Origin of the sequence: Labilithrix sp. (genome assembly GCA_019637155.1) — a bacterium.
Taxonomy (GTDB): domain Bacteria; phylum Myxococcota_A; class Polyangia; order Polyangiales; family Polyangiaceae; genus Labilithrix.
The window spans coordinates 740,190-758,174 of the sequence record JAHBWE010000001.1; the positions used below are offsets into that span (position 1 = coordinate 740,190).

A 17,985-nucleotide genomic window follows, 5' to 3' on the forward strand; every position below is an offset into this window, starting at 1 on the left:
CCGCGGTCGCTCTTGGGCCTGCCAGACGACCCTGAATCGTCCCCGGAATCGTCTTCAGGTGGACGTAGAAACGCCTCGCGACCTAGAAAACAAGGTGCGAGGCGTGGTGGAGGCGCCGGGAATCGAACCCGGGTCCGAAAATTTCGAGGCCAGCTGCGTCTACGTGCGTATTCGGCCTATTGGGTCGTCTCAGTTTGCGCGGGCCGACGCGCTCGCACTGGGACTAGGCACCTGTTTGATCTCGCCTCGGCCCCGGTGTCCCGGGCTCTGGCTAGCCAGCTTGTTGACGGGCTTCCGCGGGCGCTGGCGGGCCCATCGGTCGACCGGCTTTCAGACCTGCTGTTTAGGCAGCGAGAGCGATTGCGTTGTCGTTCGCAATTATGGTTCCCGTCGAGTTTTTACGTGGTTCGTCGAGCCCCACGGCACGCAGCAAGTTGGTCGAGATCTCCGTCGAAACCGATCGCCCCCATGGCGATGAGCCTCCACAACGTAGGTGCGACAGCGGCTCGATGCAAGGGTGCGCGGTCAGGATGGCGGCGCTGGAGGAGCGGCCGTCGTAGATGCTCTCGACGAGCTCGGCGGTGCGCTTCGTGATCGTCAGCTGGACCGTGCTGGAGATCGTTCAGCTCGGGAAGCGTTGGCGTCGAGGTCGGCGCGGGAGGTGGGGGGACCATGGCGGTCGGGGCGCGTCGTCATCCTACGAAGAGAGGAAGCGAGCAGCTCGCCGGTGGGCTCGAATTTCTGCGGTGTGCGCTATGGCGGGTGCGCTGGGTCACGTAGCATTCTAGGAATGCTGCGAGCACTCTGGGCGCCGGCGCTGCTCGGCATCGTCGTCGTCGCGTGTTCGGCGAGCACGAACGCGGATCCGGCCGGGGACGATGGCGACGGTAGCGCCAGCAGCGGCAACGCGCCGGTGACGCCGGGCGCGTCGTGTTCGAACGGGAAGAAGGACGGGGAAGAGACCGGCGTCGACTGCGGCGGGGCGTGCGCGACGCGCTGCGCGGCGCTCGTCGGGTGCAGGGGCGACGGCGACTGCGGCGACGAGCTCGTCTGCGTGAAAGACGTGTGCGTCGCCGCGACGTCGAACGACAAGGTGCAGAACGGCACCGAGACCGACGTCGACTGCGGCGGGCCGACCGCGCCGCCGTGCGAGACGAACAAGAAGTGCAAGGCCGGCAAGGACTGCCGCGACGGGATCTGCGCCGACGACGCGTGCGCCGCGCCGGGACCCGACGACGGGGTGAAGAACGGCGACGAGACCGACGTCGACTGCGGCGGCGCCGTCGCGGCCGCGTGCGTCGCCGGGAAGGGCTGCGCGAAGGGGAGCGACTGCACGAGCAAGATCTGCAAGGACGACGTCTGCCAGGCGGGGCTGGCCGACGACGGGGTGAAGAACGGCGACGAGACCGACGTCGACTGCGGTGGCGGCACCGCGCCCGCGTGCGACGCGAACAAGGCGTGCGTCGAGGGCGCGCGCGACTGCAAGAGCAAGGTCTGCAAGGCCGGCGTCTGCCAGGAGCCGAAGGGCGACGACGGGGTGAAGAACGGCGACGAGACCGACGTCGACTGCGGCGGCGCCGGCGCCGGGACCCCGCGCTGCGCGGCGGGGCTGGGCTGCGCCGTCCATACCGACTGCGCGTCCAACGGCTGCGCCTTCGACAAGAAGTGCGCGGCCGGCCGTAGCTGCACCCTCCAGCACGGCGGCGTCACCTGCGGCGTGGGTGAGGTCGGCGCGGCCGGCGCCAACCACGAGAGCTGCTGCGCGCGGGCGCCGATCGTGGACACGGCGGCGCGCATCGACAAGTACCACGTCACCGCAGGACGGATGCGCGCGTTCATCGAGCGGACGAACGGCAACGTGCGCGCGTTCGCGAAGACGACGGCGGGCTGGAACGCGAGCTGGGACGCGCTCGTTCCGGCGAGCGTCGAAGAGGCGAACCGGATGCTCGGCTCTTATTGGGTCGGCGCGCCGAACGACGCGAACCCCAACAACCAGTCGAAGCGCTCCTGCGCGCCGGGATCCTTCGGCGGTCACACCTACTTCACGCCGCGGAGCGGGGACGACTTCAGCGACTTCACGCAAGAGCAGCTCGACGTGAAGGCGCTCAACTGCGTCGGCTGGCACCTCGCGCGCGCGTTCTGCTCGTGGGAGGGCGGCGCGCTCCCGACGCTCGCGCAGCTCACGAACGCATATACCAACAAAGGTACGACGACCCATCCGTGGGGCAGCGGCCCCTACAGCGCCGATCAGCAGGACTCGCGCCTCAATCACAGGTTCAACTACGGATTCCCGAACGTCGCCGGGCGGCGTCTCCTCGCCGGCGGCGACGCCGCCGACATCGCGTGGCACGTCTCTCCTCCCGGCCGTTTCCCCACCGGCAGGAACCTGCAGGGGGTCGAGATCGCCGGCAACCTGCTGCATTGGGCCTCCGACACCGAATACAACTTCATTTATACGAGCTCGTGGGAGGCGCACGGCACCTCGCTCCTCAATCGGAGCTGGCGTACGAACTGGCCCGACGAGCCCAATGGCTATTACGCCATCGGATTTCGCTGCGTTTATTGAGTTATGCGATTTTTCGAGGCCATCCACGACGTGTACTTCGATGATCTGGACGCGCTCCAGATCCTCCACAATGCCAAGTACCTGCTCCTGTTCGAGCGGACGATCGGGGCCTTCTGGGCGCGGACGATGGGATGGGACCGCGTCCTCGATCAGACGAAGAACCCCGATCGCGTGCACCTCGTCCGCGCGAACAACGTCGAATACCTGCGACCCGTGAGCGAGCTCGGTCAGGTCCGCGTGCGCATCTGGATCGAGAAGCTCGGACGCACCAGCCTCACGTTCGCGATGCGCATCCTCCCGATGGAGGAGGACGTCGACCACGCGCGCGGCACCCGCGTCCTCGTCTCGGTCGATCCCGCGACGCGCCGGCCCGCGCCCTGGAGCGACGAGCTCCGTGCCCGCGTCGCGCCGTACGTCGCGGCCGGAGAAGCGGGGTAACGTGGCCATGTTGCGTCGCATCGCCGGTATCGTCGCGTTCGCGAGCGCGGCCTGCGCTTGTCAGCTCGTCGTCTCGCTCGACGGCCTCAGCGACGGCGATCGCGCGAGCTCGGCGGAAGAAGGTGGAGCGCCCGACGCCGAGGCGCTCCCGCGCGACGGCGAGAGCGATGGCGAGAGCGAGAGCGGTGGTGAGGGTGGCGTCGCGCCGCTGCCGGTCGATGCCACGCCGCTTCGACGGAGCGGATCGCCGAGCGAGCCGGCGATCGCCTTCGTGGTCGACGGACGCGTGTCGTTCGGGTTCACCGCGAAGCGGTCGTGGCAGCTCGTCTCGTGGCATGACCTCAGCGTGGAAGGAGGGGCCGCGTTCGACCTCGGCTACGAGCCGATCGCGATCAGCGAGCCGATCCAGGTCGGGTACGACGGCTTGTCGTACGGCACCCAGCGCTCCGAGGGCGGGACCGTCGAGATCGTGGAGGAGAACGCCGCGCGCGCGATCCTGAAGACCACGTTCGCGCACCGGCCGCCGCACGGCTCGGTGCACACCGCGACGACGACGTACGCGATCTATGCCGACGGGCGCATCGTCGAGGCGACCGCCTACGTGAAGACGAGCGGGGACCTGCCGAAGGTCGGCTTCTTCGAGTTCGGGCACACGAACGTGACGACGGAGACGCAATGGGACATCGCTACCGTGCTCGGCGGGGCCGGCTTCGAGCTCGTACGGACGGGCTCGCCGACGGCGCTCGTCGCCGCGACGCACGAAAAGGAGCGCGGGATCAGCGACGACGATCCGAAGCGGAATCGATTCTGGATTTACGAAGGGCAGCCTCTTTATAGTGGGCAGTTCTCCGCGTCGTGGGAATATCGGTTTTACGGAGCGTCGAGCCGGGTGCAGCGCGAGGCGTGGGTGCGCTCGGTCGGCGTCGCGATCGCGAGCCCCGCCTACGACAAGACGAACGGCGCCTGGGTCGTGGACGCGAAGGGGGCGAGCACCGCGTCGTTCGAGCTCCCGTCCGGCGCGGCGGCGAAGGTGATCGCGGCGCGCAGCGGGACACGCATCGTCGTCCTGTACTCGGGTAGCATCGCCGCCGGCGCGGACGCGACCGCGCGCACGATCCATTTCTCCGCCCCATGAAGCGTCTCCTGATCTCGGCCGTCCTCGTCGCCTCCTGCGGGCACGAGGCGCCGCCGCCGCCCGTCGCCGTCGCCTCCGATCTCGTCGTGCCGCCGCTCGGCGTGAAGCCGGAGGCGCCGCGCCCCGCACCCGATCCCGACGCGCCGATCTGCACTGCGCGGCTCGTGGCCGGAGCGGTCAAGAAGTCGTCGTTCGGCTGCTACCTCGACCAGAGCGTCGAGGGCGGCGGGACGCTTCGGTACCCGTGCAGCGGCGACGGCGATGCCCACGCCGTCTTCGGCGCGCTCCGCTACGAGGGCAGCGTGTCGAACGGTGAGCTCGCGCTCGAGGCGAAGACGGAGCTCGACTACGACGGCGACGGCTGCCGCTGGGGGACGACGGGGACGATCGCGGGAGCGGTCCCGCGCGACGTGCGGGGCAAGCTCGAGTGGCGGTACGTGGACTATGTGCTCCGCGGTCAGGGCTGCTCCGGCGCGTGCACCGCGTCCGCGTCACTCTCCGTTCACGAGTGAGACGGGAGTGACGAAGTGCAATTGCGCCACAGCTGAGACCGGCGCGTGAGATCGCTGGAATCGCGTGGGTTCGTGCGGTCGAGGTCGTCGCGCGAGCGGGGCTCATCGCTTGCACACACGCGTCACCATGAAAGCCAAACGACAGACCGCCACGCGCGTCGATGACGGCAACGCTTTCCTCCCCGACATCGCGGACGACGCTTCGCCGGGCGTGACCGCGAAGGCCGCCGACGCCGAGTTCTTCGGTGAGGAGTACATCGGGTCCGCGACGACCGGGGAGTCGGTGTCCGAGTCCGCCCGCGACGAGGTCGTCGACGAGGAGGAAGGTGGACCGTTCCTCGTCCTCTCCGACGACGGAAGTCTCCCCGTCGACGAAGAAGGCGACGTCCAGGACGAAGGACACGAACCCGTCCAACAAGCCCAAAGCGTCCGCGGCGCAAAATGGATGGCCCGCGGCGCCTAATCCACCCCACCCCGCGCCCATCGAGCCCGAGCCCCAGAAGCGGCCGCGAAAGCGGGCGCGCAGCGCCCCGAGCGCTCCACCCCAGACACGGCCCTCGCGCGGGTGTCGGGGGCAAAGCCCCCGACGTTGAGTAAGAACTGGCGCGCTCGCAGTGGGGCGCGCGACGATGGGCTGCTGCCCGTATGTCGTCGTCGGAGAAGAAAGAGTCGAAGAAGGACGCTCCCGAGTTGGCCGAGGTCGAGCGCGCGCTCTCGATCTTGCATGGACGCCACCCGGAGCACGAGCGCGTGCGGCGCGAGGGCGAAGAGCAGAAGGCCGCGCGTGCGCGTGAGCACGAGGTCGAGCACCGCGCCGTCGCGAGGCGCATCTTGCGGCGGCGGTTGCGGCTCGGCGCGGTGGCGGTCGTGATCCTCGGCGCGCTCGGCGTCATCGCCGGGAGCCTGATCCGCGAGACCAACCGCACGAAGGCCCTCGACGCCGCGGCGGCGCCGTTCGCCGCGCTCGGGTTCACCGTCGTCGAGACGTCGGCGCGCGGCGATCCGACCAAGCTCGCCGCGAGCGTCGAGACGGGGTGCATCGTCGCCACCTCCGTCACGCCGTCGTCGAAGCTGAAGCTCGCGCATCCTGGCGGCGTCATCGAAGGGAGCGCGCCGATCGTCACCTGCCTCTGCGAGCCCGCGAGCGTGACGATCACGAGCGACAGGGCCGCGCAAGGGATGGTGCTCCTCCGCGTCGACGCGAGCGCGATCGGCGGGTCGCGCGCGTATCCCTTCTTGCCGTTCTCTCCCGGGACCACGGCGACGATCGACACCGCGTGCGCGGAGGCGGAGCTCGACGCGTGGCTCGACGCGAAGAAGGCCCCGTCGCTCGCGGCCGGCGGCGAGCGCGCGAACGCGGACCTGACGGCGCTCCGCGCGGCCGGCTTCAAGCCCGCGATCACGATCCCGCCCGCGAAGCCGTTCGGGCTCGTCGAGGTGCCGGCCGCGAGCTGCGCGCTCGTGCTGCAGTCGGAGCCGCGGCCGGTGTCGCTGCGGCAGAAGGGCGGCGCGCTCGCGATGGGACCGCACGCGGGCAACATCGGGTGGTGCACGTCGGCGGCGGCGACGGTGCTCGTTCAGCGGGAACCGGGCCCCGCGCCCACCGACGAGCAGAGCGCCGTCGACGTGCTGATCGCGCCGGCGGGGAAGCTCGGCGGCCTCCTCGGGATGCACGAGGCGGCGAAGAAGGACGGCGTCGCGATCGCGGCGACGGCGGTGCCGCCGAACGATCGCGAGTGGATCGCGAAGGAGCTCCTGACCGCGAGCTGGGTCCCGGCGTCGCTCGTGACGACGGGGATCGAGCGCGTCGACGACGAGAAGGAGCTGCGCATCGCGTCGCTCTCCGTCGCGAAGACCGGGACGCTGAACCCCGAGACGGCGGAGGGCATCTTCTCCTTCTGCGATCCGCCGCTCGAGAGCGCGGTCGCGAGCTTGTGCGTGTTCTCGGGGCTCTCGCGCTGGCGGGTGGAGGGCGACGCGGTCACCGGCCTCGCGCGCGCGAAGACGCCGTTCTGGCTCTTCGCCTTCAAGGACGCGACCGAGCCCGCCGCGCTCATGCGCGAGACGCAGCTCATCACGCTCGCACGGCGGCTGAAGCGCGAGGGCTTCGAGCCGACCACGATCGAGGCGGTGACGGAGACCGACGCCGGCGCCGAGGTGCTCGGCCGCGCGAACGAGGACGCCGTCGTCGCCCTCACCATCGCCCCGGTCGACCCGTGGGTGTTCCCGCTCGCGGCGAAGGACGCCCCCCCGTGGACGCTCGACGGCGAGCCGCGCTCGGCGCCGATCAAGCCGCTCGAACGCATCGTGCTCGTCCCCGCGCCGAAGACGAGGCTGCCCCCGAAGGCGGCCCGCCGCACGGTGGTGTTTCGGCGTCACGAGTGAGCTTGCGCGTTCGCGACGGCGAGTTAGAGTATAATTTACTCTATGACGACCACCTCCATCCGGTTCCGTGATTTTCGGCGCATCGTCTTCTTCACCGGCGCGGGCATGTCCGCCGAGAGCGGGATCCCCACGTACCGCGGGAGCGGCGGGATCTGGAAGGAGTACAACTACGAGGACTACGCGTGCCAGCGCGCGTTCGAGCGGGACCCGGAGAAGGTCTGGGACTTCCACGACAAGCGGCGGGAGATGGTGCGGAGCAAGGAGCCGAACCGCGGCCACCTCATCGTCGCCGAGGTGCAGGAGCGTCAGCCCGGCACGAAGATCGTCACGCAGAACATCGACGGCATGCACCAGCGCGCCGGCGCGGAGGTGGAGGCCGAGCTGCACGGCAGCCTCTGGCGCGTGCGCTGCGACCCGCAGAACATCGTCCGCGACGACGACAGCGTGCCGATGAGCCCGCGCAAGTGCGAGTGCGGCGGCTACTGGCGCCCCGACATCGTGTGGTTCGAGGACCAGCTCGATCACCGCGTCGTGCGGCGCGCGCGCGAGGCGCTCGAGGAGTGCGATCTCCTCGTCTCGATCGGCACCTCCGCCGTGGTGTACCCCGCCGCGCAGCTGCCTCGCATCGCCGCGGAGCGCGGCGCGGTGACGGTCGAGGTCAACCTCGAGGACACCGCGATGAGCGAGCTCTATCAGCACCGCCTCCGCGGCAAGGCGAGCGACGTCCTCGCCCAGCTCGATGCGCGCTAAAGAAGAAGGATGCCGATCATCGACGACGCGGAATCGATCACGAAGCTCCTCGCGACCACGAAGCGCATCGCCGTCCTCGGCATCAAGACGGAGGACGCGGCGGGGCAGCCCGCGTACTACGTGCCGAAGTTCGCGTCGGAGGCCGGCTTCGAGATCGTCCCGGTCCCGGTCTACTACCCCGACGCGAAGGAGATCCTCGGGCGGCCGGTCTACCGCAAGCTCGCCGACGTGCCGGGGACGATCGACCTCGTCGACGTGTTCCGCCGGCCGACCGATCTGATGGCGCACCTCGACGACGTCCTCGCCGCGAAGCCCAAGGCGGTGTGGCTCCAGTCCGGGATCCGGAACGACGACTTCGCCGCGAAGCTCTCCGCCGCCGGGATCACGGTCGTGCAGGATCGCTGCTTGATGGTGGAGCTGCGAGAGCGGCGCTGAACGCCCAGTCGCCGTCGAAGATGCGCGAGAGCGGCGCGACCACGTTCGGCGCGTCGGTCACGATCGCGACGTTGCGCGACTTCAGGAAGTAGTCGCCCTCCCAGTTGCTCGTGCCGATCCACGCGCTGGCTCGATCGAGGAGGAGGAACTTCGCGTGCGTGACGCGCGCGAAGGGGATCTCGCCGCCGGACCACGGCGGGATCGTCATCACCCGCACCTCGACGTTCGGGACCGACGCGAGCGCGCGGAGGGCGTGGTTGTCCTCTTTGTCGGCCCAGCTCGACACGACGAGCCGCACGCGCACGCCGCGAGCGGCCGCGCGGCGGAGCGCGTCGTCGAGCGTCGTGAAGGTGCTCTTGTCGCGCATCGTCGTCGAGTACGTGAGGACCTGGAGCTCGATCGATCGCGCCGCGCCGTCGAGGAGCGCGACGAGGCGATCGAGATCGCCGATCGACGGATCCGGCAGCCACGCGGCGGGGCTCCCGTAGAGCGCGAACCTCGCCGCGGCGGGGCGCGCCGGATGCGCACGCACGCGCGTGGTCGACGGCGTGCTCGCGTCGGCGAGCGCCCAGTCGGTCTCGAACACGTCGAGGAGCCCGCCCGCGACGGCGCGCGAGCGCACGCGGACGCCGATCTCCTGGATGTGGCGGAGCGCGCGCCAGTCGAAGTTCTGGCTGCCGACGAAGGCCTCGTCTTCGTCGACGACGAACAGCTTCGCGTGCTGGACGCCGCCGAACCGCGGCTTGCAATCGAGGATGCGGACCTCGACGCCGGCCGCGCGCAGCACGTCGAGGGTGGCGGGGTACTTCGGCGCCATCACCTGATCGGCGAGGAAACGCACGCGGACGCCGCGCTTCACCGCGCGTCCGATCGCGGCGAGCGTCGGCGCGAGCGGGCTCTCGCTCCGCGCGTCCTCCACGTCGCTCGCGTAGAACTCCTCGAAGACGAGGCTCTTCGTCGCGCGATCGATCATCTCGGGCCATACCCTCTCCGCGTCGCGCACGTCGGAATGATCGAGCGGCGTCTCGATCGGCCACGACTCGACGAGCTCGATCTCGTCGGCGGGCGGCGTCGCCGCAGGCGCCGAGGGCGCCCTGCAGCCGAGAAGAAGAAGGAGAAGCGCCCGTTGCACGCGCCCACGTTAGCGTGTCTCGAGAGCTGATACCCTCGCGGCGTGATCGAGCGCTGCGATGTTTGTGGGGCCGCGCGTGACGCCTGCTCGTGCGTCGGCCTCGAGCTCGATCTCGATCGCCGCGCTCCTCCCGCGCGGCCCGTGCCCGTGCCCGTGCACCCGCCGCCGCCGCCGCGACCGCCCACCCCGCCGCTCCCGCCGCCGCCCAGCGCCGGGGTCTCCTCCTTCGCCGTCCGGGTCGCGATCGGAGTCGTGCTCGTCGCGGTCGCGATCGGGCTCGGGGTGATGAAGCTCCGCTCGGCGGTCGAGTCCGCGGTCGACGAGGCGGCGACGCGGCCCTATCAGGCGCCGAACCGCCTCGTCATCGCGAGCGTGACGAGCGACTACGCGTCCGAGGTGCTCGACGACGGCGCGATCCTCCTCCGGCGCATGCCCACCGGATCCGCGGCCGGCCTCGCCGGCTGGTACCGCGCCGCCAGCGCGCCGCCGCCGAGCCTCGTCGACGACGTCGTCGCGTCGATGCAAGCCGCGCCGACCTACCGTCCGCTCGCCGCGCCGTCGGAGCCGTGCCGCACCGACGCGGAGGAGGGATCGGCGCGCGCGACGCTCGGTGAGCTCTCGTTCGGTGACGATCGCGACGTGACGCTGTGGACGTGCACGCTGACGAAGCGCGGGCACGCCTATTTCCTCGCGTGGGCGGCGCTCTCGGCGGACGTCTCGTCCGACCGCTCGCGCCTCGTGTGGATGCTGAAGGGCAGCCAGCTCGTCTCCGACGACCTCTGCTCCGTCAACGTCATCAACGGCGGCTGCAACCCGTCCGCCGCGAACCTCGTCACCGCCCTCGTCACGCACGTGCGCCGATGAGCGCGCTCCTCTCCCTCGAGCCCGGACGCCTCTTCGCGCGCGACTTCCTGATCGAGCGCCCGCTCGCCGAGGGCGGCATGGGCGCGGTGTACGTCGCGCGCCAGGTGTCGACCGGACGCCTCCGCGCGCTGAAGCTGATGCAGCCGGAGCTCGTGCAGGACGACGACCTCCGGCGCCGCTTCCTCCTCGAGGCGAAGATCGGCGCGAACATCGCGAGCGAGCACGTCGTCGAGGTGCAGCTCGCCGGCGTCGACGAGCAGACCGGCGCCCCCTTCCTCGTGATGGAGCTGCTCGAAGGCGCGGACCTCGCGACCCACCTCGAGCGCCGCGGCGGTCCGCTCCCGCTCGCCGAGACGCTCGAGCTGTTCCGCCAGGTCTGCCACGCGCTCCGCCTCGCGCATCGGGCCGGCATCGTGCACCGCGACCTCAAGCCGGCGAACGTGTTCCTCGCGACGCCGCGCGGATCGTCGTCCGCGCCGTTCCACGTGAAGGTGCTCGACTTCGGGATCGCGAAGATGACGCGCGACGCGACGATCGGCGGCGCGCAGACCGGCATGATCGGCACGCCGCTCTGGATGGCGCCCGAGCAGGCGGACTCCGTCCCCGTCACGCCCGCGGCCGACGTCTGGGCGCTCGGCTTGATGCTCTACACCTGCCTCACCGGTCGCTCGTTCTGGCGCGGCGCGGGGGCGGCGACGTCGCTCCAGCAGATCATGCGCGAGATGCTCTTCGATCCGATCCCGACGCCGAGCGCGCGCGCGGCGGAGCAGGGCGTCTCGTTCCCGAAGGCGCTCGAGTGGGTCGTGGCGCGCTCCGTCGTCCGCGCGCCCGGGGCGCGCCTGCCCGACGCGGACGCCTTCTTCGCCGCGCTCGAGGACGCCGCCTCCGGCCGGCCCGCGCCCGCGCCTCCGCTCGTCACCGGCGCGGGCGCGATCGCGGGGGTGGACTTCGAGGAGCCCGCGACCGACGCGCCGTCGCTGGAGCTCGCGGTCACGCCGAGCCCGAACCCCGCGCCGCGGATCTTCGAGCCGCCTCCGACCTTCGCGCCGAGGCCGCGCCCGATCGCGACGCCGCTCCCCGCGCCGAAGGCGGCGCCGCTCCTCGCGGAGGGACGCCGCGCGCCGTGGTGGCTCTTCTTCCTCTTGCCCGTCGGCGTCGTCGCGCTGTTTGCGCTCGCGGTCCGCGCGGCGATGCATCCGCCGGCGCCGACCGTGCTGTGCCGCCTCTGCACCGTGGAGAGCGGCACGTTCGCGAACGGGCCTTACCCGATGCAGGAGATCCGCCACGACGTCGAGGCGCGCTTCGCCGCGCTCGACGCCCGCTGCGTGCGCGGCGCGGAGGAGCCCGGTCGCGCCAAGCTGCGGTGGGTGATGGAGGACGGACGGGCGGAGCGCGCGACGGTGACCGAAGGCGGGCGCGTCGGCCGCTGCCTGCTCGACGGCGTGACGCAGGGTTTCCTCGGCGGCCGCGTCGACGTGGCGATGTCGGGGCGCACCGAGGTGACCTACACGCTCGAGTGGAACGACGCGGTCGATCCTCCGTGACCCTGCGCGAGCGGCGCGGCCGGGTAGGGGCCGGAGAACAGGGCGTCGAGATCGGGGACCGGCGCGGCGACGCCTTCGTCGGCGAAGCGCCCTCGCGACAGCGCGGCGAGATCGTGCGCGACGCGTCCGAGCGCTGCGTCATCGAGGCCGATCGCGCGCGCGTTGCGTCGCAGCCACGCGAGCGCGAGCAGATCGCACTGGAGCTCCGTCATCGCGGGTCGATCGAAGGGGCCGTGGTTGTGGAAGTGAGCCCAGTCATGGAGGCCCCACACGAGCGTGTCGAGCGCGGGCGCGGCGAGCCAGAACACGTCGTGGGGGCGCGCGCGATGTTCGTAGAGGCGATCGGTCGCATCGTCGATCGCCCACGGCGCGAGCGCTTCTTCGTCGTCGAGGCCGTAGCCGAAGGCGTGGAGGCGCGCGAGCTCACGCGGGAGGAACGCGTGCGCGGACGCGTCGCGGAGCACGAACACGAGGCCGGGCGGGTTCGCGCTCTCGACGCGCCGCTCGGTCGAGAGCACGCGCGGGCGACGCCACTCGAGCACGTCGCTCGCGCACCAGCCGTAGGCGTCGAAGACCCCGTCGTCGACCACGCGCGGCAAGGGCGGCGTCTCGAGCATGACGACGTCGTGCATCCCGACGACGACACTGGCAGGAGATGACAAGGCGCGCTAGAAGGGAGATGCCCGATGACCCAGCTCCTGCCGCCGAAGAAGGAGGTCGCGCTCGCGTTGCTCGAGAGGTCGAACGTCGACATCTACCTCGATCCGCGCGCCGACGGCGTCGTCGTGCCGCCGCAGTTCAAGAAGCCGCCGCTGATCTTGAAGATCGGCCTCAACATGCCGGTGCCGATCCCGGACCTGCGGCTCGACGACGAGAGCATGAGCTGCACGCTCTCGTTCAACCGCGCGAAGTTCTTCTGCGTCGTCCCGTGGCTCAGCGTCTTCGCGATGGTCGGGGACGACGGGCGCGGCATGGTCTGGCCGGACGACGTGCCGGAGGAGCTCGCGGTGAAGGTCGACGATCGCCGGCCGGTGCTCGCGGAGGCGCCCCCGCCGCCGTCGAGCCGCGGCGGCGCGAAGTCGGAGGGCGAGCCGTCGGAGCGCGGCAAGAAGCGCACGAAGAAGAAGAAGGACGAGCCCGCGCCGCGGCCGATGCTCGTCGCGGTGCCGTCTCCGCCGCCGAGCTCGGCTCGGCTGGAGAAGGTCGAGAAGAAGGAAGAGAAGCCCCTGCGCGAAGAGAAGCCGGCGGACAAGCCCGCCGCCGCGCCTGCGCGCGCCCCCGCCGTGCCGGGCCGCCCCAAGCGCGAGCTCCCGCCGTACCTGCGCGTCGTCAAGTAACGTGACGTGACCGTGAAGGGGCGAGGGCGAGCGGCGTGGCTCTGGATCGGGGGAGCGGTCCTCGTCGTCGTGCTCGTGCTCGACCTCTTCCTCGAGCGGCTCATCCCCGACAGCTCGATCCGCTACCTCATCATGGCGGCGGCGTGCAACGTCGCGGTTGCGCTTTCGCTCAACGTCATCAACGGCATGGCGGGGCAGTTCTCGATCGGCCACGCCGGCTTCGTCGGCATCGGCGGCTACACGAGCGCGGTCATCGCGTCGAACCTGCATCACGCGCTCGGCGGCGGCGAGCCCACCCTCGCGCGCTCGTTCATCGTCGTGCCGGTGTGCCTCGTCGCGTCCGCCGCGCTCGCGGGCGCGTTCGGCTTCGTCGTCGGGCTGCCGAGCCTCCGCCTCCGCGGCGACTACCTCGCGATCGTCACCCTCGGCTTCGCGGAGATCTTCCGCCTCTCGATCGCGACCGCGGGCGCGGGCGAAGGCGGCGGCCTGCTCGCGCGGCTCGGCGGACAGAACGGCTACCAGGGGGTCGGCAACGTCGGGGTGCCGCTCTACGCGGGGCCGTTCTGGGTCTTCGGCGTCGTCTTCGTGCTCGGCGTCGTCGCGTGGCGCATCAAGTTCAGCGGGTGGGGGCGCGCGCTGCGGGCGCTGCGCGAGGACGAGATCGCCGCCGCGGCGGTGGGCGTCGATCCGACGCGCTACAAGGTCACGTCCTTCGTCCTCGCCGCGACCGGCGCCGGCATCGCGGGCGGGCTGATGGCGATCATGCGCGACGGGATGCCGGTCCAGAACCCCGACAACTACACGTTCCAGACCTCGTTCGACGCGATCACGATGGTCATCCTCGGCGGCTCCGGCAGCGTCACCGGCGCGGTGCTCGGCGGCCTCTTCATCACGTTCTCGATCAAGGCGATCGAGCAGGTGCAGGGCAGCGACGTGGTGCGCGAGCTCGTCGTCAGCGTGCCCTCGCTCGATCTCAACGCGCTCCGCATGATCGTCTACGCCGCCGTCCTCATCCTCTTGATGATCTGGCGGCCGGAGGGGCTCCTCGGCGAGCGCGAGCTCTTCTTCAACTCGCGGCGGAAGACGACCTGATGGAGCTCGTCCTCGAGAACGTGGCGAAGAGCTTCGGCGGCCTCCGCGCGGTCGGCGGCGTCGGCTTCAAGGTGAGGAGCGACACGATCTTCGGCCTCATCGGCCCGAACGGCGCAGGGAAGACGACGGTCTTCAACCTGATCACCGGCGTCTACAAACCGGACCGCGGGAAGATCACGCTCGGCGACGTCGACCTCGTGCCGCTGAAGCCGGCGCAGATCGCGGGCGCCGGCGTCGGCCGCACGTTCCAGAACATCCGGCTCTTCGGGCAGCTCTCCGTCCTCGAGAACCTGCTCGTCGCGTGCGAGCTGCAGAAGAAGGCGCACCTCGCCGCCGCGGTGCTGCGCGCGCCGGTGCACTACGAGGACGAGGCGGAGATGGAGACGCGCGCGCTCGATCTCCTCCGCATCTTCGAGCTCGAGGCGCAGGCCGACGAGGCGCCGACGTCGCTCGCGTACGGCAACCAGCGCCGCCTCGAGATCGCGCGCGCGATGATGCTGAAGCCCTCGCTCCTCCTCCTCGACGAGCCCGCCGCGGGGATGAACTACGGCGAAGCGGAGGGGCTGAAGACGCAGATCCAGTGGCTCCGCGACACGTTCCGCCTCTCGATCGTCCTCGTCGAGCACAACATGCAGGTCGTGATGGGCGTGTGCGAGGAGATCCACGTCCTCGACCACGGCGAGACGATCGCGCACGGCTCGCCGGCCGAGATCCGCGCGCACCCGAAGGTCCTCGCGGCGTACCTCGGCGAGGAGGAGACGTCGCCGATCGTGCTCTCCGCCGCGCTCGAGCGCTCGCGGCCGAGCCTCGCCGCGCTCGCCGATCCGACCTCGTCCGATCGCGTGCCGGTGAGCGAGAAGCTCTCGGCGAAGGAGGAGAAGGCGCTCTCCGACAACCTGATGGCGGCGCTCGACTCGGCGATCAAGGAGCCGGACCTCCCCGAGTTCAAGCGCGATCCCGACAAGGACAAGTTCTGATGCGCGTCGCTCACCCGACGCGCGCGCGGATCGTCGTCACCGAGGGCGCGCCGCTCCTCGCCCTCACCGGGCTCAAGGTCGCCTACGGCGGCATCAAGGCGCTGAAGGGGATCGACCTCGAGGTCATGCCCGGCGAGATCGTCGCCCTCATCGGCGCGAACGGCGCCGGCAAGACGACGACGCTGAAGACGATCATGGGGCTCGTCCCGCTCGGCGAGGGCGCGATCTCGTTCGGCGGCCGCGACCTCGCCGGCGTCGCGGCGGAGGAGCGGGTCGCGCGCGGCATCTCGCTCGCGCCCGAGGGCCGCGCGATCTTCCCGACCCTCACCGTGCGCGAGAACCTCGAGCTCGGCGCGTACCTCCATCGCGATCCGAAGGCGATGGCGGAGACGATCGAGGACGTGACGAGCCTGTTCCCGCGCCTCGGCGAGCGCATGCGCCAGGAGGGCGGCACGCTCTCCGGCGGCGAGCAGCAGATGCTCGCGATCGGCCGCGCGCTGATGGCGCGCCCGCAGCTCCTCTTGCTCGACGAGCCTTCCCTCGGCATCGCGCCGAAGCTCGTGCAGCAGATCTTCGCCGCGATCGGGCAGATCGCGAAGTCGGGTGTCACGATCCTGCTCGTCGAGCAGAACACGCGCATCGCCCTCGCGACGAGCCAGCGCGCGTACGTTCTGCGCACCGGCGAGATCGCGCTCGAGGGCGCGTCGAAGGACCTCGCCGCGAACGAGGAGATCCAGGCGGCCTACCTCGGCGGGTGAGGTCGGGATCAGAGCGCGCAGCCGCGGGCGAGGGCGTCCTCGGCGCGTTCGCGGACGACCGCGCTCTCGTTGCGAGCGGCGCCGGAGCGGAGGGCGGAGCACGTTTGTTTCATCGCGGCGAGCTCGGCGCCGAACGGATCGATCGCCTGTACGATCGTCGCGCGCGCGCGCGGAGCCTTGCCGAGGAGCTCGCCGAGGACGGGATCGAGCGCCGTCCCGCAGCGGGCGATCGAGTTCTTCAGCGGCACCGCGAGCGCCGGCTGCGACTCCGGCGGGCGCTCGGCGAGGGCCTTGTTCCAGATCGCGACGACGCGCGGGCAGGGGAGGGCGCTCTTCGCCGCGACGCTGAGCAGGCCCGGCTCCGCGCTGATCGCGAGCCAGTCGACGACGACGTTCTCCGTCGCCGCGATGTCGATCACCGCCGTCACGCACGCGGCGTGGTCGCGCGCCTCGGAGGGGACCGCGAGGAGGGCGGACTTCGCGTCGCCGCTCGCCTCCGGCGTCGCGATCGCCTCGCACATCGCGCCGCGCGTCTTCGCGTCGACGAGACGCCGCTCGATCGCCGCGTGCGCGGGCACGCCGAGGCTCGCGAGGAGGCTCGAGAGGACCGTGCTCCCGCGGTGGCCGGCCGAGAGCCGCACGACCGCGTTCTCGATGTCGACGATGAACGGGACGAGGCGGAGGTCCTTCCGCGGGAGCGCGGTCGCGACGCCCTCCGCCCGGAGCGGATCGGCGAGCGAGGTGCGGAGGAACGTGGTGCCCCACTCGGCGTCGCGGGTCACCGCGGTCCACGCCGCGAGGAACGCGTTGACGTCGCCTTTCGCGGCGCGGACCTCGAGCGCGGCGCGGGCCTTCTCGTCGGTGTCGGCGAGGCGGCCGAGCGCGGCGACCGAGTCCGAGCTCGGGTTGTCGGCGAGCCACTTCACGTCCCGGCGGCTCTCCGCCTCGCTCGCGTTTCGCGGACCGCACCCGCCGATGGAAAGAACTGCGAAGAGGCACAAAACCGAACGGAGCCGTCGCATCCAGCCCGAGACTACACAAAGGTGGGACGAAAGCGCGGGGTCCGGCATCCTAGGGTGTCGTGCGGATCGTCGTCAGCGGAGGAACCGGATTGATCGGGAAGGCGCTCTGCCATGCGCTCGCCGCGCGTGGCGACGAGGTCGTCATCCTCACGCGCGGCGCCCCTCGCGGTCTCGAGCACGCGTGCTCCGAGTGCGGCAAGGGCGGCCGGCTCGAGTTCGTGACGTGGTCGCCGAAGAGCGCCGGCGCTTGGATGGACGTCGTCGACGGCGCGGACGCCGTCGTGCACCTCGCCGGCGCGAACGTCGCCGACGAGCGCTGGACCCCCGAGCGCAAGCGCGAGCTCACCGAGAGCCGCACCGTCCCGACCGCGCTCCTCGCGGAGGCGGCGGCGAAGGCGAAGAAGAAGCCGGCCGTCTTCGTGAGCGCCTCCGGCGTCGGCCACTACGGCATCGACGTCGGCGACGCGCTCCTCGACGAGACCGCGAAGACGGGGACCGATTTCCTCGCGCAGCTGACGAAGCGATGGGAGGACGCGACGAAGCCGGCGGAGGAGGCCGGCGTTCGCGTGTGTCTCGCGCGCATCGGCCTCGTCCTCGGCAAGGGGGGAGGGGTCTACGAGCGCCTCGGGAAGATCTTCCGCGCCTTCATCGGCGGTCCGGTCGGCGACGGCGAGCAGTACATGCCGTGGATCCACGTCCGCGACGTGGTGCGCGCGCTCATCGCGATGATCGATCGGAGCGATCTCTCCGGCGCGTACAACGTCGTGTCGCCCGAGCCGGTGACGATGAACGTGTTCGCCGACGCGATGGCGACGTCGCTCCGGCGGCCCGCCGTCTTCCGCGTCCCCGCGTTCGCGGTGAAGGTCGTGATGGGGACCGAGGCCGCGAGCTGCGTCCTCACCGGCCAGCGCGCGGTGCCGAAGCGCCTCGTCGACGCTGGCTTCGATTTCCTCTTCCCCGATCTCCGCTCCGCGCTCGCCGACCTCGCGTCTTGAGCTCTTGAGCAACACCGGCGGCGCGCCGCCAGGATCGCCCGCC

Annotated in this window: 18 protein-coding genes and 1 other RNA gene; 15 read left to right on the forward strand and 4 right to left on the reverse strand. The window is 71.0% G+C overall.

Annotated features, from left to right (window positions below):
* Positions 1-104: 104 nt before the first annotated feature.
* Positions 105-468, reverse strand: a transfer-messenger RNA (tmRNA) gene (gene ssrA / locus KF837_03195).
* A 322-nt stretch (positions 469-790) separates the two neighbouring features.
* Between ssrA and KF837_03200 the strand changes: the two genes are divergently transcribed.
* The 8 genes from KF837_03200 (at position 791) to KF837_03235 (ending at position 8,221) form a co-directional block, all read left to right on the forward strand.
* Positions 791-2,566, forward strand: coding sequence for a hypothetical protein (locus KF837_03200; GenBank protein ID MBX3226285.1), 1,776 nt, complete (start codon positions 791-793; stop codon positions 2,564-2,566).
* Between the two features lie 3 nt (positions 2,567-2,569).
* Positions 2,570-3,004 carry an acyl-CoA thioesterase gene (locus KF837_03205; protein ID MBX3226286.1) on the forward strand — a complete coding sequence of 145 codons (435 nt, stop codon included), beginning with the start codon at positions 2,570-2,572 and terminating at the stop codon, positions 3,002-3,004.
* A gap of 7 nt (positions 3,005-3,011) precedes the next feature.
* Entirely contained in the window at positions 3,012-4,139 is a 1,128-nt protein-coding gene (locus KF837_03210; GenBank protein MBX3226287.1) for a hypothetical protein, read from the forward strand.
* Positions 4,136-4,651, forward strand: a complete 516-nt coding sequence (locus KF837_03215) for a hypothetical protein (GenBank protein MBX3226288.1) — start codon at positions 4,136-4,138, stop codon at positions 4,649-4,651. The genes KF837_03210 and KF837_03215 overlap by 4 nt, the downstream gene beginning before the upstream one ends.
* 127 nt (positions 4,652-4,778) lie before the next feature.
* Entirely contained in the window at positions 4,779-5,114 is a 336-nt protein-coding gene (locus tag KF837_03220) for a hypothetical protein (protein MBX3226289.1), read from the forward strand.
* A 182-nt stretch (positions 5,115-5,296) separates the two neighbouring features.
* Complete coding sequence (locus KF837_03225) at positions 5,297-7,036, forward strand: hypothetical protein (GenBank protein MBX3226290.1); 1,740 nt, start codon at positions 5,297-5,299, stop codon at positions 7,034-7,036.
* Between the two features lie 42 nt (positions 7,037-7,078).
* A complete protein-coding gene (locus KF837_03230; protein MBX3226291.1) occupies positions 7,079-7,786 on the forward strand; it encodes an NAD-dependent deacylase in 708 nt (235 codons plus the stop codon).
* A gap of 9 nt (positions 7,787-7,795) precedes the next feature.
* Positions 7,796-8,221 carry a CoA-binding protein gene (locus KF837_03235; protein ID MBX3226292.1) on the forward strand — a complete coding sequence of 142 codons (426 nt, stop codon included), beginning with the start codon at positions 7,796-7,798 and terminating at the stop codon, positions 8,219-8,221.
* Here the strand turns inward: KF837_03235 and KF837_03240 are convergent.
* The gene (locus KF837_03240; protein MBX3226293.1) at positions 8,169-9,353 is read right to left on the reverse strand and encodes a hypothetical protein; all 1,185 of its coding nucleotides are present in this window, start codon (positions 9,351-9,353) and stop codon (positions 8,169-8,171) included. The genes KF837_03235 and KF837_03240 overlap by 53 nt on opposite strands.
* Positions 9,354-9,395: 42 nt before the next feature.
* On the opposite strand from KF837_03240, the gene KF837_03245 reads away from it, so the two are divergent.
* Positions 9,396-10,217, forward strand: coding sequence for a hypothetical protein (locus tag KF837_03245; GenBank protein ID MBX3226294.1), 822 nt, complete (start codon positions 9,396-9,398; stop codon positions 10,215-10,217).
* On the forward strand, positions 10,214-11,761 hold the full coding sequence (locus KF837_03250) for a protein kinase (GenBank protein MBX3226295.1): 1,548 nt from the start codon (positions 10,214-10,216) through the stop codon (positions 11,759-11,761). Before KF837_03245 ends, KF837_03250 begins: the two co-directional genes overlap by 4 nt.
* Here KF837_03250 and KF837_03255 read toward each other — a convergent pair.
* Positions 11,722-12,393 (reverse strand): hypothetical protein, encoded by a 672-nt coding sequence (locus KF837_03255; protein MBX3226296.1) that lies wholly within the window; start codon positions 12,391-12,393, stop codon positions 11,722-11,724. The two genes, KF837_03250 and KF837_03255, sit on opposite strands and share 40 nt — an antisense overlap.
* 54 nt (positions 12,394-12,447) lie before the next feature.
* Between KF837_03255 and KF837_03260 the strand changes: the two genes are divergently transcribed.
* The 4 genes from KF837_03260 (at position 12,448) to KF837_03275 (ending at position 15,925) form a co-directional block, all read left to right on the forward strand.
* Complete coding sequence (locus KF837_03260) at positions 12,448-13,098, forward strand: hypothetical protein (GenBank protein MBX3226297.1); 651 nt, start codon at positions 12,448-12,450, stop codon at positions 13,096-13,098.
* A 132-nt stretch (positions 13,099-13,230) separates the two neighbouring features.
* Entirely contained in the window at positions 13,231-14,190 is a 960-nt protein-coding gene (locus KF837_03265; GenBank protein ID MBX3226298.1) for a branched-chain amino acid ABC transporter permease, read from the forward strand.
* On the forward strand, positions 14,190-15,167 hold the full coding sequence (locus KF837_03270; protein MBX3226299.1) for an ABC transporter ATP-binding protein: 978 nt from the start codon (positions 14,190-14,192) through the stop codon (positions 15,165-15,167). The genes KF837_03265 and KF837_03270 overlap by 1 nt, the downstream gene beginning before the upstream one ends.
* Positions 15,167-15,925 (forward strand): ABC transporter ATP-binding protein, encoded by a 759-nt coding sequence (locus tag KF837_03275; protein ID MBX3226300.1) that lies wholly within the window; start codon positions 15,167-15,169, stop codon positions 15,923-15,925. The genes KF837_03270 and KF837_03275 overlap by 1 nt, the downstream gene beginning before the upstream one ends.
* An 8-nt stretch (positions 15,926-15,933) precedes the next feature.
* Here KF837_03275 and KF837_03280 read toward each other — a convergent pair whose 3' ends face one another.
* Entirely contained in the window at positions 15,934-16,851 is a 918-nt protein-coding gene (locus KF837_03280; GenBank protein ID MBX3226301.1) for a hypothetical protein, read from the reverse strand.
* A gap of 155 nt (positions 16,852-17,006) precedes the next feature.
* Here KF837_03280 and KF837_03285 point away from each other — a divergent pair, with 155 nt between their 5' ends.
* The gene (locus tag KF837_03285) at positions 17,007-17,942 is read left to right on the forward strand and encodes a TIGR01777 family oxidoreductase (protein MBX3226302.1); all 936 of its coding nucleotides are present in this window, start codon (positions 17,007-17,009) and stop codon (positions 17,940-17,942) included.
* The last annotated feature ends 43 nt before the right edge of the window (positions 17,943-17,985 follow it).